Source organism: Methylobacterium sp. 77 (genome assembly GCF_000372825.1).
Lineage (GTDB): Bacteria > Pseudomonadota > Alphaproteobacteria > Rhizobiales > Beijerinckiaceae > Methylobacterium.
Genome location: NZ_KB910516.1, coordinates 3,653,535 through 3,673,628, shown reverse-complemented (window position 1 = coordinate 3,673,628; position 20,094 = coordinate 3,653,535). Strand labels below are relative to the sequence as shown.

Sequence of the window (20,094 nt, the reverse complement as noted above, 5' to 3'; positions counted from 1 at the left end):
GAGGGGAAGGGGAGCGATGCGCACCCGATCAGGTCGCGCGCCTCGCCGCCTCGCGAATGGCTTCCAGGGTCAGGATGGCGGGAGCGCCATCCCCGGCCACCGACAGATGATTGGCACCGCTGGAAAGGAGCAGGGCAAGGGCGTCCTTCAGCGACGTCTCGGCGGTGACGCTCGGCGCATCGCCCGGATCGCCCGGAACCGCGATCGCGCCCGCAACGAGCAGCGCCAGACGCCGCAAGGCGCGGTCCTCGCCGACGAAGCGCTCGACGAAAGCGTCGGCGGGATTGGCCAGAAGGCGGTCCGGCGTATCCGCCTGGACGATCCGGCCCTCGCGCATGAGGACCACGCGATCGCCCATCCTCATCGCCTCGTCGATGTCGTGGGTGACGATGATGACGGTCTTGCCGAGCCGGCGAAGGATCGCGCCGATCTCGCCCTGGAGCCGGTCGCGGGCCACCGGGTCCACGGCACCGAAGGGTTCGTCCATGAGGAGCACGGCCGGGTCCGCCGCCAGGGCGCGGGCGACGCCGACGCGCTGGCGCTGACCGCCGGAGAGGGCGTCCGGCCTGCGGTCGCGATACGCGGCCGGATCGAGGCCGACGAGGGCGAGCATCTCGTCCACCCTGTCCGCGATCCGGGCGCGGGTCCAACCGAGGAGGCGAGGCACGGTGGCGATGTTCTCGGCGACATTCCGGTGCGGGAACAGGCCGATGCCCTGCAGGACGTAGCCGATCCCGCGGCGCAGACGCACCGGATCGACCCCCGCCACGTCTCGCCCGTCGAGAAGGACGCGGCCGGCATCCGGCTCCACCAGCCGGTTGACCATGCGCAGGGTGGTGGACTTGCCGCAGCCGGAGGGGCCGATGAGCACGCAGGTGGTGCCTTCGGCAATGTCGAGGTCGATCCCATCGACGGCAGGACGCTCAGCGCCGGCAAAGCGGCGCGACACGCCCTCGAATCGGATCACCGCCCTAGCTCACGGGCGCGCGTCTCAGCAGCCGAGGCAGATCGAGCCCATCGTGGTCCGCATCTTCCGGTCCCAGGCCTTGTCGCGGGCGGCGGCGACCTTCTGGGCCTTGAGCATGGCGCCTTCCGTGGAGGCCCGGTTGAAGGTGGAGCCCGGCGGCTTGGTCACGCCCGTCGTGGTGGTCATGCGCGTCGAGGCCGTCTGCTGATGCGGATTCGAAGGCTGAGCCTGAACGGGCACGGCGGCGAGCAGGGCCAGACAGACGGACGCGGCAAGGAAGCGTGTCATGATCAATCTCGACTCTCGTAATCTGTAGAGGCGCGCATAAAACGTGATGAGACCCGCCGGGGACCGGTGGTCGCCCGTTCCCTTGGCCCGTCATGACGGCAAGGTTGAGGCATGCACGATCGAGTCGGCGGGCCGCGCTCCCGACGCTCCACGCCATGGTGCCGAAACATCACGACATCGAGCGTGTGCCAGCACACCGGACGATCGTCGGCCGCTGCCTCGGCGACGGGTCGACCGCGCGCCTCAGGCAATCCCGCTCGGGCGGAAGGCGACGAGGGTCATGTCGTCCCGGCGATTCTCGGAGCCGCGATAGGCGGCAAGCTCGGCTTCCAGCAACCTGATCTGGGGGCCGAGTTCCTCGTCGCGGCTGCGCAGCAGGATGTCCGAGACACCCCGATGCCCGAGCAGCCGGCGCTGCGCGCCGACGGTCCCCATCTGGTCGGTGATGCCGTCGGTCATCAGGTAGAAGGTATCGCCCGGCGCCACATCGAGCGTGACGTTCTCCGTGCTGAACCGCTCGCTGCCATGGTGAGGATAACCGAGGCCGCGCTTCGCCCCCTTGATCCGGGACGTGCCCGCTTCGGTGACGGCGGTCAGCGAGAGCCCGGCGCCGGCGAAGCTCAGTCTTCGGGCCGTCGGGTCCCAGAGGCACAATCCGCAATCGAGCCCGTCATCGGAATCGGACCCGCGCCCGTCCTGGCGCAGCTGGGCGCGGACCATCTCGTCGAGGGCCACCAGGATCTCGGCCGGTGAGCGCAGGCCGCGCTCGTGCAGGATGCGGTCGAGGGCGGTGGCGACGATGAGGGTGATGAAGGCCCCCGGCACGCCGTGGCCGGTGCAATCGGCCACCACGATGACGCTGACGTCGCCGAGGCGCTCCAGCCAGAAATAGTCGCCGCCGACCTGATGCAGCGGCTCCCACAGCACGGCGACGTCGAGGCCGGCACCGAACAGCGCCATCCGGTCGGGCAGGACCGAGGTCTGGATACGACGGGCGTAACCGATGCTTTCCATCACCAACCGGTTGGCGTCGGCGAGCTTGGCATGGGCCTGTTCGAGTTCGGTGAGGAGCTGTTTCGCCTCGTCGCCGGTGCGCAGGCCCTCCACCATGCGGTTGAAGGCGGATGAGATCACGTCGATCTCGTTGCTGGCCCGGACGGCCCCATCGAATTCCACCCTCGACCAGCGCTTGTGTTCGACCTCGCGCATGGCGATCAGCAGGCGCTTCAGGGGTGCTAGGACATGCCTGCGCACATTGGCATGCAGCGTCAGCACGAAGGCGATCATCAGGACGAGGCTCGCGCCGATGGCCAGCAGCGCCTGTTTCTCGGCATTGCCGCGCAGAGCCTCGGCCGAGAGGCCCAGGGTCAGGCTGCCCACGGGCTTCGCACGCCCCGCGACGGTGATGTCGGTGGAGGCGCGGATGAGTTCGATGCTGCGTCCGCTCGGCATGTCGCCGAGGGACATCACCAGATTGCCTGCCGCGTTCCAGACCCGGACGAAACGGAATGCCGGGTCCAGGGCCAGGGCCTGGACCTGCGCCGTGTAGATGTCGGGCCGGTCGCTCCAATCGGGCCGGGCAATGGCCTGGGCGGTCAGGGTGACGAGCAGGTTTGCCCGGTCGGTATAGAGCCGGAGACTGTCGTTGTAGTTCACCCAGGCGATGCCGATCTGCGTCGCCAGCACCACGAAGGCGATGACGGGGTAGATCCGAAGGAACAGCGTGTGCGCCAGGCTGTCGAGGTCGCGGCCGCGCGCGGAGCCGCGCAAGGCCCCCGGCCGCATCGTGCCGGAGGTGGCCGCCGACACGTCGGTGAAACCCGCCAGCGCCAGGAAATCGTCACCGCGCAGCGGGCCGCCGCCTCTCAGGGAGCGGCCGCGGGCGGGAGGTGCGGCTGCGGGCGAAGGCCCCTCGGCGGCGGAGTCGAACGTCATGGCTGCGGCATGTCGGTGATCGGGCCACGGGACGAGCGGACGCAACGGCGTCCGGCATGTTTGGCGGCATAGAGCGCGGCATCGGCACGGCCGAGGGTCTGCTCGAAGGTTTCGGAATCCTCGATGACGGCGACGCCGATGCTGACCGAGAGCGCCAGCGGTCCGCCGGGCCAGGCCACGACGGTCTCGCCGACGAGGCGGCAGAGATCCTCGGCGACCAGGAGCCCGGCATCGGGCTCGATCTCGGTGAGCAGGATCGCGAATTCCTCGCCGCCCATGCGACCGATCACGTCGATCTTGCGCAGGCGCTTCCGGCAGGTCTCGACGAAGCAGATCAGGGCCGCGTCTCCGGCGGCATGGCCGAACTCGTCGTTGAGCCGCTTGAACCGGTCGAGATCCACCATCAGGAGGCAGGCCGGAACCCGGTCGCGCTCGTATCTCAGCCATTCCCGCTGGCTGATCTCCATGAAGCGCCGGCGCGTCATCGCCCCGGTGAGGTCATCGGTGTCGGCGAGGCGCCTCAGCTTCGCTTCGAGGCGGGTCCGGTGCTCGATCTCGCCCGACAGCGCCTCGTTCAGGGCCTGGAGATCGCGCTGCTGCTCGGCGAGGCGGTGATTGGCCTTCTGCAGGTCGAGCTGCATCCGGTCGCTCATCCGGACGAGGCGTCGCTGCTCGCGGTAGCTGCGGCGGTAGGCTTCGGCGAGCTGCTGGACGCCGCCGGCGACCTGGGCGAGCCCCGACAGCATCGCGTCGGTCTTTCCCAGGACCGCTTCCTCGGTGTCGTAAAGACTGAACGTGTCGCCGACGACGGGCGGATGGTCGATCGGCGAAACGATTTCAGGCTTCGACGTCATCCGCATCAGCTCCCCGCCTGTGATGTCTCGACGAGATCGAAGCGTGCGTGGGAGAAGTCGGACGCGAAGTCCTCGCCGGCCTCGGCGATCGTCTCGTCGCCCTCGGTATAGAGCCAGCGGATCGTCACGGCACGGCCTTCGGCGGCCGCCTCCTCGAGGGGCATGAACAGGTTCATCAGTGCCTTGGCGCTGGAACTGTTGAAATAGGCGAGCTCGACCTCGAACACGATCGGATCCGAGGTCGAGGCGGACAGGTAGGTTCGCAGGCCGTGCAGCAGCGGGCCGAAGAAGGCAGCGGCATCCTCCGGGTACGATTCACCGCTCAGGGTGAACCGGCCGGCGGCGAAATCGAAATCCACCCGGGGAGACCGGTCGCTTGCGGGGATCTGGATGGGGTCCATCGGTCGGGCGCCGTCAGATGTAGGCTTTGAGGCAGAACAGGCTGCGCTCGCCGCCAAGATCATGAAAATCGAACTCGACGGGAGCGCTCGATCGGCGAGCGATCTCGATCAATCCGATGCTTCCGCCGAGACTGCCTTCATCGGGCGGCTGGCGCAGCTTCTCGCGGTAGAAACGCTTGAGTTCTTCGCTCGACATGCTGGTAATCAGGTCCAATCGCTCTCGCAGGACGGCGGTCTCGGTCTTGGAGACCTCGTTGCCGCACACGACGAAGAAGCGCTCCTTCTCGACGCCGACGACGATCATTCCTGCACTGATCATGCCGCCGGAGGTGGCGGCTGCCTGCGGGAGCTTGTCGGCCGAGTAGCGGATGATGTTCTGGGCTTGCTCGACGAAGATCGAGAAGACCCGCTTGGCGATCGTCGCGTCCGTCTCACCCTGGATCATCCGAAGCTTCAGGACTTCCCCGAGCGAGAACAGGACGTTCTCCGAGAAGTCACCGCCGAAGGAGAGGATGATGCCGTTGCGTTTCGATGTTTCGAAAAACGACTTGAAATCTTGCGCGAGCAACGCTTCCTCCCCGGCAAGGCGGAAATGCGCCGCGAGGCCAGCACCTCACGTCGCTGCCCGACAGCAGTAATCCGAATGCCTCTACAGACGGTTACCGCAGGTGAGATCGCCGAATGCAGGTCGGAATTGCTCCGGTGCATCGGGCCGGTTGCATAGTGCAAGGCCTCGCATGGTCCGGGCGAGGGAGATGCCACCCTCCGCATTGATGACGGCAGGCCGAGTTTCGTTAATCTAGTCGCGCAAAAAGAAACAATTTATAGGGATTTGTATCTGTACATGTCGCGGGTTCGCCTCAGCGTAGGGACGAACCCGGACCGTAACGGTCTGAAGTGGATCGGATCGTGACACAAGAAAAGTCCGTCCTCATCGTATCGGATCAACCAGAACGAGCGAAGCGTCTCGCACGCAGCATCACGACGATCCTTCCCTGCCACAGCATCGCCGGCGACCAGCCGGTTCCCGCCATCCTCCCCATCGTGGCGGTGATCGACGTCGATGCCCGCGAAGGCGTGGCTGCGTCCTGGACGGCGCGTCTGAGCGTGATGCGCGTGCCGTGCCTCGTCCTCACCGATTCGCCCGCCGACATTTTGAATCGGAGAAGCCCGGCCCTGCGTGTCGTCCCGGTCGACACCCCGCGGCCGGCCATTCTGTCCCTCGTGTTCAGTCTCATCGATGTCGGTCTGGTACTGCCGGCCCGTTGCGACGGCGAAACCGTCACGGTGGAAGGCAAGGCCCACCGCGCCTGTTCCGCCGTGGCGGACATGTTTCATGCGGCGCAATCCGATCGCCCGATCTCCGTGGAGGAAGCCGAGGCCGGCACCGATGTCATCCTGGAGGCCGTCTCGGAGGTCGGCATCCGCGCATGGCTCGATGTGATCGGACGCTACGACGAGCAACTCTACCAGCATTCCTTGAGCGTCGCGGGCTTTGCCGCGGCCTTCGGCTTCAGCCTCAAGCTTCCCCGGTCCGATCAGAAGCGTCTCGCCAAGGCCGCGTTGCTGCACGATATCGGCAAGTCCAAAATCCCGCGTGCCATTCTCAACAAGCCCGGCTCGCTGACCGCCTCCGAGATGGCGATCATGCGCACTCACGCCGGTGCCGGTGCCGATCTGCTGGCAAGGGAACACGGGTTCGATTCCGCGATGCTCGACGTCGTCAGGTATCACCACGAGATGCTGGATGGCAGCGGGTATCCGGCCGGCCTGGCGGGCGATGCGATCCCCGACCTCGTCCGGCTCGTGACGATCTGCGACATCCACTCGGCCCTCACCGAGCGGCGCGCCTACCGCGAGCCGCTCCCGCATGCGGAGGCCCATGCCATCATGCTCGGCATGGCAGGCAAGCTCGACATGGCCCTCCTGGCGGCCTTCCTGCCGATCGTGCGGCAATCGACCCACGGCGACGTGGCGGTCTGAGCACGGTCAGGTTCGATTTAAAGAACGACCCGGTTCGACGGCGCGAGTTTTTCTCTCCCGATCCCGTTCATCGCGTGCGTATTCTGCACGAAATTGCCGATTGAAAAGTTTCGTCTCTTCCTGTCGCGTCTCGACGAAGACTCGTCTCCCCTGCTTCGTTCTTTTAAAAGCACGTTTCGTTGACCCGGAAGGCCACTGCGATCACAGTTCGGCAACGTTGCCGAGGGGCATGTCGTTGCCGGACGATGGGTTCGGACGGATGCCCTCGGCTCAGTCCCGAACCTGATCGGCAGGCGATTCATGTCACTTCCAGGCAGCTCTTTTCCCGGCGGCCCGCTTCCCCGCATCGTCGGCTTCAGCGCCAACCTGCAGCGTCCCTCGAAGACGCGTGCACTGGTCGAGGCGGTGGCCGAGGCGACCGGCGCACGGCTCCGCGCCGACATCCGCCTGTTCGACGTCGTCGATGCCGGAACCGGGCTCGGTGCGGCCTGGTCGCGCGATCAGCTCTCCCTGCCGGCCCGCCGCATCCTGGAGGCGATCGAGAATGCCGACGCGCTCATCGTCGGCACGCCGGTCTACAAGGGCGCCTATACCGGCCTGTTCAAGCACCTGTTCGACTTCGTCGATCCCGCCGCACTCGTCGGCAAGCCGGTCGTGCTGTCGGCGACCGGTGGGGGCGCGCGTCACGCCCTCGTCGTCGAGCATTCGCTGCGTCCGCTCTTCGGCTTCTTCAGCGCGCAGACCGTCCCGACCTCGGTCTACGGAAGCGACGCGGATTTCTCCGACGGTATCCTCGTCGACGAGGGTGTGCGGGCACGGGTCTCCGACGCGGCTGACCAGCTCGCTGTCCTGCTCGGTGCGCGGGCGAAGCCTGTGGCGTCGTTCGACGCCGCGCCGGCGGCCGCCTTCGCCGCTCCGAGCCGATAGGCACGCGATGATCGACCGTCGTGCACTCTCGGCCGCCGGCCTCTCGGCGGTCGACGCTCCCTCCCGGTCCGTCGCGGCCTCACGGGTCGCGGATGCGGTCCGGGCGCGGCCGGGCGATGCCCCCGCGAGCCAGGGCTGAACCATGGCACAGCAGAAGTCCTTCCGTTCCGACATCCTGGCCCGCCTGACGCCCTGGCTCGTGCCGGTGGCGATCATCGCCGGCTGGCAGGCCGCGGCCTCGGCCGGCCTCGTCTCCACCCGCTTCATGCCCGCGCCATCGGACGTGGTCGCCGCGGGCTGGCAGGCGAGCAAGACCGGCGAGCTCTGGACCAATCTCTGGATCAGCTTCCTGCGCGCGGCCAGCGGCTTCCTCATCGGCGGCGCCATCGGCTTCTCCCTCGGCCTCGCCAACGGCCTGTCGCGCCTCTCGGAATCGCTCACCGACACCACCCTGCAGATGGTGCGCAACATTCCCCACCTGTCGCTGATCCCGCTGGTGATCCTGTGGTTCGGCATCGACGAGGAGGCCAAGCTCTTTCTCGTGGCCATCGGCGTGTTCTTCCCGATCTACGCCAATACCCTGCACGGCATCCGCTCGGTGGACCCGCAACTGGTGGAGATGGGCCGGGTCTACGGCATGTCGCCCACCACCCTGTTCCTGCGCGTGGTGCTGCCCGGCGCGCTGCCCTCGATCTTCGTCGGCCTGCGCTACGCGCTCGGCATCATGTGGCTGACGCTCATCGTCGCCGAGACGATCTCGGCCTCGTCCGGCCTCGGCTACATGGCGATGCAGGCGCGCGAGTTCATGCTGGTGGACGTCGTGGTGCTGGCGATCGTGATCTACGCCCTGCTCGGCAAGATCGCCGACACGCTGACCCGGCTGCTGGAACGCTCGTTCCTGGCCTGGAACCCCGCCTATCGGAACATCTGAGCCATGTCCGTCTCCTCCGTTCTCGCCACGACAACTTTCGGGCTCACGGCCATGATCGCCACCGCCTTGCGTCCCAGGGACGAACTCGGCGCCCGGGATGACGAGACCCTCGTCCGGGAGCCGGCACTGCGCGCCGACCCCACCGGCACCGATCCCGTCACGCTCAAGCCCAACCCCGACCACACGCCTTCAAAGGTCGAACGGCCGGCGCCAGCCGGCGGCATCGGGGTCACCCTGCGCGACCTGAAGAAGTCCTTCGACGGGCATCGGGTCATCGAGGGGCTCGACCTGCACATCCCGGCCGGCCAGTTCGTGGCCATCGTCGGCCGCTCGGGCTGCGGCAAGAGTACCCTGCTGCGCCTGATCCTCGGGCTCGAACAGCCGAGCGGCGGGCGGATCGATCTCGAGACGCAAGGCGCGCGCTCGGCGACGAAGCGCATCATGTTCCAGGAGCCGCGACTGCTGCCCTGGGCCAGGGTGGCCGACAACGTCGCCGTGGGCCTCGGCGGAGCGGGGCGTCGTCAGGAACGGCGTGAGCGGGCCGCGTCCGTGCTCGCCGAGGTCGGCCTCACCGACAAGGCCGGCAACTGGCCGGCCACCCTTTCCGGCGGCCAGCGCCAGCGCGTCGCCCTCGCCCGCGCCCTCGTCAGCCGACCGGGGCTGCTCGCCCTCGACGAGCCGCTGGGCGCCCTCGATGCCCTCACCCGGATCGACATGCAGGACATGATCGAGCGGATCTGGCAGGCGCAGGGCTTCACCGCCATCCTGGTCACCCACGACGTCGCCGAGGCGGCGGCCATGGCCGATCGCATCCTCGTGGTGGAGGAGGGCCGGGTCGCCCTCGACCTCAAGGTGGACGTGCCCCGGCCGCGCCGGCGCGGCGACCCCGAACTCGCGCGGCTCGAGGGCCGCATCCTCGACCATCTGCTCAAGGACCGCGCCCCGGCCTGAGGCCGGGCGAGCGCGAGACCTCTCACTCCAGGAGACTTCCATGACCGCAGAGACCGACGTTCTCTGGTTCCTGCCCACCCACGGCGACGGCCGCTATCTCGGTGCCCAGGAGGGCGCCCGCGACGTTTCCCTCTCCTATCTCCGCCAGATCGCGCAGGCCGCCGACGAACTCGGCTATTACGGCGTGCTGCTGCCCACCGGCCGGTCCTGCGAGGATTCCTGGGTGATCGCCTCGGCGCTGGCCGCCCTGACGAAGCGCCTGCGCTTCCTCGTGGCGGTGCGTCCCGGCCTGCAGGAGCCGTCCATGGCCGCGCGCATGGCGGCGACCCTGGACCGGATCTCGGACGGGCGGCTCCTCATCAACGTCGTCACCGGCGGTGACCCGGTGGAATTGCGCGGCGACGGCGTCTTCCTCGACCATGACGAGCGCTACGTCGTCACCGACGAGTTCCTGCACATCTGGCGCGGGCTGATGTCCGGCGAGACGGTGAGTTACGAGGGCAAGCATCTCAAGGTGGAGGAAGGCCGGGTCATCTTCCCGCCGGTGCAGAAGCCCTATCCGCCGCTGTATTTCGGCGGCTCGTCGCCGGCCGGAATCGAGGTCGCGGCCGAGCATTGCGAGGTCTACCTGACTTGGGGCGAGCCTCCGGCCGGCGTCGCCGAGAAGATCGCCAAGGCGCGTGAGGCCGCCGACGCCAAGGGCAAGACCTTCTCCTACGGCATCCGCCTCCACGTCATCGTCCGCGAGACCGAGGGCGAGGCCTGGGCGGCCGCCGAGAACCTGATCTCGCGCCTCGACGACGAGACCATCGCTAAGGCGCAGGCCACCCTCAAGCGCCAGGATTCGGTCGGCCAGAGCCGGATGATGGCCCTGCACGGCGGCGACCGCTCGAAGCTCGAAGTCTCGCCCAACCTCTGGGCCGGCGTCGGCCTCGTGCGCGGCGGCGCCGGCACGGCCCTGGTCGGCTCGGCGGATCAGGTCGCCGACCGGATGAAGGAATACATCGACCTCGGCATCGACCGCTTCATCCTCTCCGGCTACCCGCATCTGGAGGAGGCCTATCGCTTCGCGGAACTGGTCTTCCCCAAGCTCCCCTTGCGCGCCACCACCGGCGTCCCGCCGAGCAACGCCCGCAACAACGGCCCCTTCGGCGAAGTCATCGCCAACGACATCGTCCCGAGCCGCCGCATCGCGGCGCATTGAGACGGCGTTCCTCCCGCTAGCGGGAAGGGACAGAGGGGGAGGGTGGCCCCCAGGCCCCGGCGCGCCCAGGGGCATCCGACCACCCCGCCTCCTCCTCCCGGCAAGGGAGGCGGGTGCGCACACAGACGACCGCTTCCTTCGACGAACGACGAGAACATCCCATGCCCCTCGCCACCGCGCGCACCCTCACTCTCCCGAAACCAACGACCCTGGCCTTCCTGACCGCCCTGGCGTTCCTCATCCTCGGCACCCTCGTGGCGCGCGCCGAGGACAAGGTGATCCGCATCGGCTACCAGAAATACGGCACGCTGGTCCTGCTCAAGGGCAAGGGCCTGCTGGAGCAGAAGCTGAAGCCGCTGGGCTACCGGGTGACCTGGGCGGAGTTTCCATCGGGGCCGCCCCTGCTCGAGGCGCTGAATGCCGGGGCCATCGATCTGGGCTCGGCCGGCGAGGCCCCGCCGATCTTCGGCCAGGCCAACAACCCGGACTTCCTCTACGTCGCCCACGAGCCGGCGGCTCCTCTGGGCGAGGCGATCCTCGTCGCCAAGGACAGCCCGATCACCTCCGTCGCCGACCTGCGCGGCAAGAAGATCGCCCTGAACAAGGGCTCGAACGTGCATTACTTCCTGGTCCAGGCTTTAGAGAAGGCCGGCATCCCCTACGACGCCGTGACGCTCGTGTTCCTGGCGCCGGGCGACGCCGTCGCCGCGTTCTCGCGCGGGGCCGTCGATGCCTGGGTGATCTGGGACCCCTTCCTCGCCTCCGGTGAGCGGGCGACGGGCGCGCGGACACTGATCAACGGCACCGACATCGTCCCGAACCGGCAGTTCTACCTCTCGACCCGGACCTACTCGGACGCCAACAAGGTGGCGCTCGACACGACGCTCGCCGCGATCGGCGAGATCGATGCCTGGGCCAAGGACAATACCGACGCGGTGGCCGCCGAGCTGGCCCCCGCCATCGGCATCCCCGCGCCGGTTCTCACCGTCGCCCTCAAGCGGCTCACCTACGGCGTGACGCCCCTCGATGCCGCCGTGACCGCCGACCAGCAGAAGGTGGCCGACACGTTCCACCGCCTCGGCCTGCTGCCGAAGGCGATCACTATCTCCGACGCCGTCCGGAAGCCTGGCAGTTGAAGGGACCGACCTATGCCTCGCCTGGCGCCGGCATCAACCGTCGCAAGGCGAGGTGGGTCGTTCCGCAGAGGACGACCGGGACGACGACGATGAGGCTCGCGAACCAGGCCCAGGCCGGCATCATCGTCTGGGCAACGGCGTCGCTCATGCCCCAGACGTAGTTGATGTTGACGGGCTCCAGCCCGGCATCGGGACGCGGCCCCGGCATCGTGAAGAAGCAGACCGTCAGCACCATGACGGCGAGGCCGGACCACGCAGCCCAGGCACGACGGTCATAGCCGAGGCGCCAGACCAGGAAGACGAGCAGGAACGGCAGCCAGCCGTGGAACAGCGAGAGGCCGCGCAGGAACAGCGGATTCTCCGCCTTGAACATGTAGGCTGTCATGCCGGTGAGCGGCATGCCGCCGAGTTCGGCCAAGAAGTCCGCCACCCACAGGATCTGCGGGGCCAGGATGCCCACCGTTGGCATGGAGACGAGGAGCGGGCTCTCCCGCCAGATGCCGATCAAGGTGAGGATCAGAGCGAGGTCGCAGAAGTAGAGGAAGTTGGTCGGCCCGTACCAGGTCCAGTAGACGGGCACCAACACCGCCATGAAGGCGGTAAAGGCGAGCTTGAGGGCGAGCGGCAGGCGCTGGCCGAGCGCAGGCTCGAAGAGTTCGGTCGCCGCTTCGGCAATGGCCGCTTCCGCGACGGCAAGCGGGCCAGGATCGGACGCGGGATGTAGGCTGCCGCTCATGGTCGATGGTCCCCGATTTCCGAATCGCGCCGGGCTGTTCAGCGCCGCGTCAAAGCCATGACATCGCAAGTCGGAGCCGTCCGGCGTGACGCCCGGCACACTCCGATCCTGGTCGCCACCATCATTCCAGCCGGACCACCACGCTGTCGCTGGCGCCCGAGGCATCCATCACCGAGATGCGGGCGAAGCCCGCCCCGTCCGGTGCCCATTCCGACTGGCGCCGCGCGCTCTCGGCCACCGGCAGGCTGTTGACCATCCATGTGAGCGGCGGCACTCCGCCCAGAGCCTTCAGGGCGAGGTTCGGTGGCGTGCCGGGCTCGGCCAAGCCGAGATCGATGCGCGCCCCGTCCGGCGGGTAGGCGATCTTGAGAGCCGATCCCAAAGCGGCCGACAGTGTCTTTGGGACATCCTTGCGGATGTGGCGCAGGGGAGGCGGCAGGCCGGCGGTGGTGGTCACCAGCGCATCGCGCGGCATCGGCACGGTTTCCGGCTCGCCGCCGAAGCGCGAGAAGGCGTCGAACAGGATCGGCGCGGCGACCGCCCGCCCGACGAGGCCCGGCACGGCGTTGCCATCCGGCCGCCCGACCCAGACGGCGATGGTGACGCGCCGGTCGAACCCCACCGCCAGGGCATCGCGATAGCCGTAGGACGTGCCGGTCTTGAACGCGATCCGGTTCGGCAGCGCGTTCTCCGGCGGCGGCGCGCCGCGCAACGTATCGGCGACGTACCAGGCCGACACCGGTTCGGTGACGCGGGTCGCCGGCGAGGGGAGGGCGGTCGGCCCGTCGAGGCGGCGGATCAGGTCCGGCGCCGAGCCGCCTCGGGCAAGGCCGGAGAACAATCGCGCGAGATCGGTCAACGTGATGCCGAGGCCGCCCAGCGCCACCGGCAATCCCGGCGCGGTGTCGCGCGGCAGGTCGATCCGTGCTCCCGCGCCGCGCAGGCGGGCAATGAAGCGGGCGGCGCCCACCGCTTCCAGCAGGTCCACCGCCGGGACGTTGAGGGAGAGCTGGAGCGCGCGCCTGGCGGTGACGGTGCCCTGGTAGCTGAGGTCGAAATTCTCCGGCGCGTAGGAGCCGGCAAAGCGCACCGGCCTGTCGTCGAGGAGTGTCTCGGGATGGGCGATGCCGTTCTCGAAGGCCAGGGCGTAGATGAAGGGCTTCAGGGCCGAGCCGGGCGAGCGGATCGCCCCCGTCATGTCGATGGCGCCCGAGCGGCTGGCATCGAGGTAACCCGCACTTCCGACCTGGGCGACGACCGCGCCGCTGCGGTTGTCGATGGCGAGGATCGCCGCCGAGATGCCCGGTCCCGTGGCGGCGGCGCGCTCGGCCGCGAGCTGTTCGAGGCTCGCCTGCAGGCGCCCGTCGAGGGAAAGGCGCTGGATCCGGGCGGCCGGATCGGCCGCGACCGCCGCCTCGGCCGCATGCGCCGCCAGCATCGGGAAGGGTTTTCGCCCGCTCGGCACCGGCTCCGTCTTGGCGGCGGCGGCCTCGGCCTGCGTGATGACCCCGTGCGCGGCGGCGATGTCGAGAACCCGGTCCCGTGCCTGCCGCGCGCGCTGCGGGAAACGATCGGGCCGGCGCGCCTCCGGTGCCTGGGGCAGGCCGACCAGAAGCGCCGCTTCGGCGAAGGAGAGCCGGGCCGGTTCGCGCCCGAAATAGGCGAAGCTCGCCGCCCGCAGGCCTTCCACCGGACCGCCGTAGGGGGCGAGCACGAGGTAGAGGTCGAGGACGCCGTCCTTTCCGAGCCGGCGTTCCAGCTCCACGGCGCGGACCATCTGTCGGAGCTTGGCGCTGAGCGAGCGTTCGGGCCGCGGCTCCACGAGCCGGGCCACCTGCATCGACAGGGTCGAGCCGCCCGAGACGATCCTGCGGTGCCGGAGCCACTGCCAGGCGGCGCGCAGGGTCGCTTCGGGGTCGATGCCGTGATGATCGGCAAAGCGCCGGTCCTCGTAGGCCATCAGCATGGCGAGCATCCGGGGATCGACATCCGCCGCCGTCACCGGCAGCCGCCAGCGCCCGTCCGCGGTGGCGAAGGGGCGCAGGAGACGACCGTCGCGGTCGAGGATGACGGTGGAGCGGAGGCTCGCCTGGGTCAGGTCGAGGGGTGGCAGGGTCGCAACGAAGCGCCAGAGGGCCAGCGCAGGGAGGAAAATGAGAAGGGCGATGACGCCGACGAGAACCCTCCCCCCACGGAACTCGGGCCTGCCCGAGTTCCGCTTGCAAGTGCTCAAGTCGGACAGCGCCGACGTGAGGCGGGGGAGGATGCCTGCGGAGCGGGCGGGCGAGGGGGCGACCGCTCCGGAGGTGGCCCTCTCCTCACCTGACCCACTTGGTGCGACACCCTCTCCCGCAGGGGGGGCAGGGGAGGGGACCGCGCGATCCATGAGCCTACTTCGCGCTCACCTCGACCGAGCCGAAGGCGGTGCGGCCGAAGCGTTCGGGGCGGTACATGTCCTCGATGGTGGCGCCGGGATGGACATAGGTGCCGGGCGAGACCGCGCGCACGGTATAGACCGCCGTTAAGAAGGCGGATTGCTCGGGGCTCCGCTCATAGGCCGCCACGAAGCGGTCGTCGCGGAACTCGGTGCTCACCGGCTGGACGTCCGACTTGGCGAAGGTGAGCCCCGCCAGGGCATCGGAATCGAGGAGCTTCGGATTGTCGATCTCGAGACCGGCGGGCAACCGGTCCACCAGCAGGAGGCGGCCGGCGCTGGCCTTGGCCTCGGCCACCTTGAGCACCACCACGAGGCGATCGTTCTGGCGGACCCCTTGAGCGAGATCCACCAGAGTCCCGTCGAGGCGGTGATACGTCCGCTCGATGGAATAGCCGCGCGATTCCGCCGGCTCGGGCGCGATGGGGTTGCCGGAGACGCTCACCACCGTCTGGGCGGCACCCTTCCCGTCATTGGTGATGGTGACGGGCTTCGCGTCGAGGGCGGGCGCGCGATAGAGCCGCGAGACCGGGCCGGCCTGCCTCGTGCCGTCGACGCTGAAGCTCAACGCCTCCGCATCTTTGGCGAGCCCCTCGGCGGCGAGCACCATCCAGGCATTCTCCTGGGTGCTGGTCAGCCGGCCGCTGGCGCGCTCCTGGGTGATGACCTGCCCCAGCGGCTGGATCGTCTCGCGGGCGAGGCCCGTTTCGGCGGCGAGTGCCAGCAATCCGGCCCCGTCGCGCAGGCGCGAGCCGTAATCGGCGCGATAGGCTGAGGAATCGCGCGCGACCTTGAGGGCGGTCACCGCCGAGTCGAAGGCCTTGGCCGCGCGGCCCCGGTCGCCGAGGAGGGCGAGGGCCGCCGCGATCTGGCCGCGGCCGAGGGGGGTCGCGAACTCACCGAGCTTGGTGTCGGCGAGGTAGCGCAGGTCGCCCATGACCGGCCGGCCGTTCCGCGCCAGCACGTAGGCCGCATAGGCGATGTCCATCCCGCCGTCTCGCACCTCCGTGGTGTTGGCGACGGTGTTGCGCAGGCGATCCAAGGCGTTGGCGAAGGCGGTCTGCGGCACGGCGAAGCCGCGCTCGCGCGCCCGCGTCAGGAAGTCGGTGACGTAGGCGTTGAGCCAGACGTCGCTCGATCCGCCGACGCTCCACAGGCCGAAATCGCCCGAGGCATCCTGGCGCGAGAGCACGCGGTCGATCGCCTCCCGCACGCGCTGGTCGACGGTGTCGTCGAGGCCGAGCCTGTCGAGGGCCGCGAGCTTGTTGACGTAGAGCAGCGGCATCGCCCGGCTCACGGTCTGTTCCGAGCAGCCATAGGGATAGCGGTCGAGGGCCTGGAGCAGGGCCGGCACGTCGAGGGCGGCGAGCGAGGAGGCGGTCACCGAGACCGACCCGGTGCCGGGCAGGATGTCGGCGAGAAGTTCGCTCGTCACCTGCAGGCTGGCGCCGGGCTCCAGGGTGCCGACCGAGCGGCGGACCAGGGCGCCGGTGCCGGGGCCGATGTTCAGCGAGAAGCTCTGGCCGACCGTGCCGGTGATGCCGGGGCCGGACAGGTTCACGTCGAGCCGCGACAGGCCGGGGCCGGCGGCGGTGATCGGGATGACCAGGGATGTCTTCGCCCCGGCCTCGAGGCGGAGGGTGCTGTGGACCGCGGCGGCCGAGACCAGGACCGGGCCGCTGAGATCGAGATCGACGGTGTAGTCGCCGGCCTGACCCTCGACATTGTCGATGGCGATGAAGAAGCGCGAGCGGTCGCCGACATTGAGGAAGCGCGGCAGGGTGCCGGTGAGCACGACGGGATCGCGGATGATCACGTCGGCCTGGGCCGAGCCGACCTTGGCCTTGCTCCAGGCGGTCACCATCACCCGGCCGGTGCCGTTGAAGGCGGGAAGCGGAAAGCTCACGCTGGCCCTGCCGTCCGGGCCGACGCCGACCACGCCGGAATAGAGCGCCAGCGGCGCCTGGGTCGGAGGTGAATCGGAGAGTTCCGCCGCACCCCCGTCGCCGCCCGAGCGAATGGCGCCGACGATGCCCTGCATGCCGTCGATCAGGTATCCGTAGAGGTCACGGATTTCCGGTCCGAGTGCCTTCTGGCCGAAGAAGTAGCCGAAGGGGTTGGGCGATTCGTAGCGGGTGAGGTTGAGGATGCCGACATCGACCAGGGCCACGCTCACCCGCGCCTCCTCGCCGGAGGAGAGCCCGGCAAGCTGGATCGGCAGGGTGAGGGTTTCGCGGGGCCGCGTCGTCGCCGGCGCCGCGATGGTGACGGCGAGGCTGCGCTTGTCGGTATCCACCGAGAACCAGGCGAGGCCGAGCGCCCGGCCGGGCAGGCGCTTGGCCGCCTGATCGAGGGGCCGATAGGCGGTGGCGACGAGGTAGGCGCCGGATCCCCATTCGGCCTTGACGGGGATGTCCACCGTGGTGCCGCCCTCCGGCACCACCACGTCGAGGATGTCGTGGACCTTCTCGCTCACTACGGCGAGGGTCGCGGTTCCGCTGAAGCGCGGTTGCAGGCGCGCCCGCAGGGTCTCGCCGGCGGCGTAAGCCGGCTTGTCGAGCTTGAGATCGAGGAGGTCGGGCACGTCCGCGGCCTCGGACCCGCCCCAGCCCACGGTGAAGGTAACGCTGACCGTGGCTTCGGGCCGGCCGGCCACCAGCGCTTCGAGGCGATAGGTGCCGAAACCGACGGCGGAGCTGACGCGGCCCGGCGCATCGGCGGAGAGATCGAGCCGCCCGTCGGCGACGCGGCGCGTCGAGGTGACGGGCTCGAACGACCAGCGCCCGCCCTCCCGGTACCATTGGTAGTTCCGGTCGACCTTGGACAAGGTCCAGGCGATTCCGGTCTGCGCGAGCCTGCGCCCGTCGGGCGCGGCCATCGCCACGTCGAAAGTGGCGACACCGCCCTCGGCGAGATCGCCGGAGAAGTTCTTGCGGATGGCGAGGACGGGGCCGGAAGGGAGGATCGGCAGGGTGACGCTGCGGCTCAGCGCCCGTCCGCCCGGCTCGCCGACCTGAAGCGTGATCTTCGCCTCGGTAGGGCGGGGTGCGCTGAGGGACTGGACCGGCACGGTCACGATCGCCGATCCCTTGGCATCGGTGGTGGCCTTGCCCTCGATCTCGGACGAGGTCGCCTCGACCTTCTCGTCGTCGAGGCCGATGGAGAAGCCGTCGAGCCCCTTGATTCCGCTCGTCGCGGCGGCCTGGACCAGGACCGTGCCCGACACGTCGAGTCCCGAACCGGGCGCGCCGTAGAGGTAGCGCGCGGCGACATCGATGATGGCCGGCTCATCCTTCGTCAGGCTCGGGTTCTTCGGCGTCAGCGTGACTTCCAGCCGCTCCGGCACGTAATCCTCGACGAGGAACGTGGCCTCGCCGATGGCGGGCGCCTTCGCGTCGGTATAGGCGGCGACCCGCCATGTGCCGTGCATCGCGCCCGGCAGCAGGGGGAGCGGCAGCGCGCGGCCGCCGAGGCCGGCATCGGCGACCTGGACGCGGCGATACTCGACCCCGTCCGGCCGTTTCACCACCAAAGTGAGGGGCAGGTTCGGCACGGCGATGCCGGCGGCGTCGCGCAGGAGGGCGGTGACCTGTACCGTCTCGCCGGAGCGATAGACGCCGCGCTCCGGGAAGACGTAGGCCTCCACCGCGCCCGGCTGCGGCCGGCCCTTCACGCCGCGGTCGGTCAGGTCGAACGCGCTCTGGGAGAAGTCGAGGAAGCCGTAATCGTCTCCGAGCTGCGCCACGACGAGGCCGGGAGCGATGCCGCCCTCGCCCCGCGCGAGGCCCGGATCGAAGGCGACATGGCCCTGGCCATCGGTCTTCTTCGTCGCCAGCACCTCGTTGTTGCGGGCCACCAGCCGGATCTCGGCGCCGGAAATCGTCTTCGCGCTCGCGAGCGACCGGGCGAAGACATGGATGCCGTCGCGGCCCTTGAAGGCGGTGAGGCCGAGATCGGAGACGACGAACCATTGCGTCGCCTTGGCCTCGTAGCCGCCATCCTCATCCACGGAGGCGGCGACGCCGCTCGCCTGCGCCAGCATGATGTAGATGCCGGGCTCCAGCTTGCCGACCGCCTGCAGGACCGGGAAGGCGGTGACCGCTTCCTGGTTCAGCTCGGCCTTGGCCGTATCGAGCGTGCCCTTCCAGATTCGGGTGCCCTTCTGGTCGGCGATCGTCTTCGCCGTCATGCCGTTGAGCTGGCCGAGGAACTCTTCCGAGCGGAGCGAAGGAAGCAGGCCCCGGTCGCCGATGCGCAGCACTTCCACGTCGATCCTGGGCGCGTTGACCGACACCAGCGGCACGCCGGCCTGTCCGGTGCGCGGCAGGACGTAGTTGCGTCCGGTGAAGCGTACCTGGGGCGAGCGGTCGCGCACGTAGACTTCGTAATCGGCCGATTTCAGCAGGGTCTCGCCGACGGCCGACGGGACGCCCGAGCGCAGCACGAAGGCGTAGCGCTCGCCGTGTTTCAGTCCATCGACGCAGATCTGCTGGCCGCTGCCGGTGACGGCGGCGTTGGCCGCGCCGGACACGGCGACGAAGGGTGCGAAATCGGTCTTCGGCGCCAGACTTTCCGAGAACTGGAAGCAGACGCGCGGCGCTGCGGCGTCGGAATCGACCTTGTAGTCGAGGATGCGGAAGCCGTGCTCGACGCGCAAAGCCTCATAGGTCTCGCGCACCGTCGCGTCGTCGGCGAGCGCGAGACTGGCGCGATAGGCTTCGAGCGAGGGCCGCCATTCGGTTTCGTCGGCATAGACCTCGCCGAGCGTCGCCAGGGCCTCGGCCTCGGCGGCGGCACCGCGCGCTTTCAGGTAGGCCTGATAGGATGCCGCCCTCGCATGGGCGCGCAGCCGCTGGCGGAAGGCGTAATCGCCGGTCTGGTCGTCATTGCCGACCGTGCTTGCGGCGCGAGCATAGGCGATCCAGTTCGCCGGGTCGCCCGCATTGGCAGCGACGGCACCGGCCAGGGGTTTCAGGGCGTCGGCCGGCTTCTCGGCTTCCACCAGGGCCTCGCCCTCGGCCCGCAATTTCGCCGCGGGTTTGGTTGAGCCCGAGGCGGCGGCTTCCGCCTTCAGTGTCGCTTCGAGGCGCAATCCGTCGCTGGCCAGCCCGTCGCGCAGGAATGTCTTCGGTGACGGGGCGGGCTTCGCGGCGATAGCCCTCGCCGCCGGACGGTCCGGCGCCTGAGCGAGAGCCGGCACTGCAAGACCACCGCCGAGCGCCAGGGCGCCGGCAACGAGGGTCGCGAGAAAGGTCTTCGCAAGAAGAGCGGGCGCGCGCCCGTGCCCGGTTGATCCCGACATCGCCCACCTCATCCCCGGCGGCGTCCGATCCCCCCTCGGCGCCGC

The 20,094-nt window shown here is 69.2% G+C and carries 16 protein-coding genes; 7 read left to right on the top strand and 9 right to left on the bottom strand.

Annotated features, from left to right (window positions below; genetic code table 11):
• Window positions 1–28: 28 nt before the first annotated feature.
• The 6 genes from A3OK_RS0117435 to A3OK_RS0117410 form a co-directional block, all read right to left on the bottom strand.
• Window positions 29–967, bottom strand: coding sequence for an ABC transporter ATP-binding protein (locus A3OK_RS0117435; protein ID WP_019906173.1), 939 nt, complete (start codon window positions 965–967; stop codon window positions 29–31).
• A gap of 24 nt (window positions 968–991) precedes the next feature.
• Window positions 992–1,255: a hypothetical protein gene (locus A3OK_RS0117430; protein ID WP_036303101.1), complete on the bottom strand. Its 264-nt coding sequence runs from the start codon at window positions 1,253–1,255 to the stop codon at window positions 992–994.
• A gap of 243 nt (window positions 1,256–1,498) precedes the next feature.
• Window positions 1,499–3,190, bottom strand: coding sequence for a SpoIIE family protein phosphatase (locus A3OK_RS0117425; RefSeq protein WP_019906171.1), 1,692 nt, complete (start codon window positions 3,188–3,190; stop codon window positions 1,499–1,501).
• The gene (locus A3OK_RS0117420; protein ID WP_051093034.1) at window positions 3,187–4,044 is read right to left on the bottom strand and encodes a GGDEF domain-containing protein; all 858 of its coding nucleotides are present in this window, start codon (window positions 4,042–4,044) and stop codon (window positions 3,187–3,189) included. The genes A3OK_RS0117425 and A3OK_RS0117420 overlap by 4 nt, the downstream gene beginning before the upstream one ends.
• A gap of 5 nt (window positions 4,045–4,049) precedes the next feature.
• The gene (locus tag A3OK_RS0117415; protein ID WP_019906169.1) at window positions 4,050–4,445 is read right to left on the bottom strand and encodes a DUF1987 domain-containing protein; all 396 of its coding nucleotides are present in this window, start codon (window positions 4,443–4,445) and stop codon (window positions 4,050–4,052) included.
• Window positions 4,446–4,458: 13 nt separating this feature from the next.
• Window positions 4,459–5,013, bottom strand: coding sequence for a SiaB family protein kinase (locus tag A3OK_RS0117410; protein WP_019906168.1), 555 nt, complete (start codon window positions 5,011–5,013; stop codon window positions 4,459–4,461).
• 341 nt (window positions 5,014–5,354) lie between these two features.
• On the opposite strand from A3OK_RS0117410, the gene A3OK_RS0117405 reads away from it, so the two are divergent.
• From A3OK_RS0117405 to A3OK_RS0117375, 7 genes are all read left to right on the top strand, one after another.
• Entirely contained in the window at window positions 5,355–6,428 is a 1,074-nt protein-coding gene (locus A3OK_RS0117405) for an HD domain-containing phosphohydrolase (RefSeq protein ID WP_051093033.1), read from the top strand.
• Between the two features lie 300 nt (window positions 6,429–6,728).
• Window positions 6,729–7,355, top strand: coding sequence for an FMN reductase (msuE, locus tag A3OK_RS23035; RefSeq protein ID WP_019906166.1), 627 nt, complete (start codon window positions 6,729–6,731; stop codon window positions 7,353–7,355).
• A gap of 7 nt (window positions 7,356–7,362) precedes the next feature.
• Window positions 7,363–7,494 (top strand): hypothetical protein, encoded by a 132-nt coding sequence (locus A3OK_RS24760; protein ID WP_019906165.1) that lies wholly within the window; start codon window positions 7,363–7,365, stop codon window positions 7,492–7,494.
• A gap of 3 nt (window positions 7,495–7,497) precedes the next feature.
• On the top strand, window positions 7,498–8,286 hold the full coding sequence (ssuC, locus tag A3OK_RS0117390; protein ID WP_019906164.1) for an aliphatic sulfonate ABC transporter permease SsuC: 789 nt from the start codon (window positions 7,498–7,500) through the stop codon (window positions 8,284–8,286).
• 3 nt (window positions 8,287–8,289) lie between these two features.
• Window positions 8,290–9,237, top strand: coding sequence for an ATP-binding cassette domain-containing protein (locus A3OK_RS0117385; RefSeq protein ID WP_019906163.1), 948 nt, complete (start codon window positions 8,290–8,292; stop codon window positions 9,235–9,237).
• Between the two features lie 40 nt (window positions 9,238–9,277).
• On the top strand, window positions 9,278–10,441 hold the full coding sequence (ssuD, locus tag A3OK_RS0117380) for an FMNH2-dependent alkanesulfonate monooxygenase (RefSeq protein ID WP_019906162.1): 1,164 nt from the start codon (window positions 9,278–9,280) through the stop codon (window positions 10,439–10,441).
• A gap of 161 nt (window positions 10,442–10,602) precedes the next feature.
• Complete coding sequence (locus A3OK_RS0117375) at window positions 10,603–11,577, top strand: sulfonate ABC transporter substrate-binding protein (protein WP_019906161.1); 975 nt, start codon at window positions 10,603–10,605, stop codon at window positions 11,575–11,577.
• A gap of 10 nt (window positions 11,578–11,587) precedes the next feature.
• Here A3OK_RS0117375 and A3OK_RS0117370 read toward each other — a convergent pair whose 3' ends face one another.
• From A3OK_RS0117370 to A3OK_RS0117360, 3 genes are all read right to left on the bottom strand, one after another.
• Entirely contained in the window at window positions 11,588–12,313 is a 726-nt protein-coding gene (locus A3OK_RS0117370) for a hypothetical protein (protein ID WP_019906160.1), read from the bottom strand.
• 121 nt (window positions 12,314–12,434) lie between these two features.
• Window positions 12,435–14,468, bottom strand: a complete 2,034-nt coding sequence (gene pbpC, locus A3OK_RS0117365) for a penicillin-binding protein 1C (RefSeq protein ID WP_245259446.1) — start codon at window positions 14,466–14,468, stop codon at window positions 12,435–12,437.
• A gap of 235 nt (window positions 14,469–14,703) precedes the next feature.
• Window positions 14,704–20,049, bottom strand: coding sequence for an alpha-2-macroglobulin (locus tag A3OK_RS0117360; protein WP_019906158.1), 5,346 nt, complete (start codon window positions 20,047–20,049; stop codon window positions 14,704–14,706).
• Window positions 20,050–20,094: the final 45 nt, after the last annotated feature.

Coding starts and splice junctions, on each gene's coding strand:
- A3OK_RS24760 (WP_019906165.1), top strand. CDS start 7,363: ATGATCGACCGTCGTGCACTCTCGGCCGCCGGCCTCTCGGCGGTCGAC.
- A3OK_RS0117420 (WP_051093034.1), bottom strand. CDS start 4,044: ATGACGTCGAAGCCTGAAATCGTTTCGCCGATCGACCATCCGCCCGTC.
- A3OK_RS0117415 (WP_019906169.1), bottom strand. CDS start 4,445: ATGGACCCCATCCAGATCCCCGCAAGCGACCGGTCTCCCCGGGTGGAT.
- A3OK_RS0117375 (WP_019906161.1), top strand. CDS start 10,603: ATGCCCCTCGCCACCGCGCGCACCCTCACTCTCCCGAAACCAACGACC.
- msuE (WP_019906166.1), top strand. CDS start 6,729: ATGTCACTTCCAGGCAGCTCTTTTCCCGGCGGCCCGCTTCCCCGCATC.
- ssuC (WP_019906164.1), top strand. CDS start 7,498: ATGGCACAGCAGAAGTCCTTCCGTTCCGACATCCTGGCCCGCCTGACG.
- A3OK_RS0117385 (WP_019906163.1), top strand. CDS start 8,290: ATGTCCGTCTCCTCCGTTCTCGCCACGACAACTTTCGGGCTCACGGCC.
- A3OK_RS0117360 (WP_019906158.1), bottom strand. CDS start 20,049: ATGTCGGGATCAACCGGGCACGGGCGCGCGCCCGCTCTTCTTGCGAAG.
- A3OK_RS0117430 (WP_036303101.1), bottom strand. CDS start 1,255: ATGACACGCTTCCTTGCCGCGTCCGTCTGTCTGGCCCTGCTCGCCGCC.
- ssuD (WP_019906162.1), top strand. CDS start 9,278: ATGACCGCAGAGACCGACGTTCTCTGGTTCCTGCCCACCCACGGCGAC.
- A3OK_RS0117425 (WP_019906171.1), bottom strand. CDS start 3,190: ATGACGTTCGACTCCGCCGCCGAGGGGCCTTCGCCCGCAGCCGCACCT.
- A3OK_RS0117370 (WP_019906160.1), bottom strand. CDS start 12,313: ATGAGCGGCAGCCTACATCCCGCGTCCGATCCTGGCCCGCTTGCCGTC.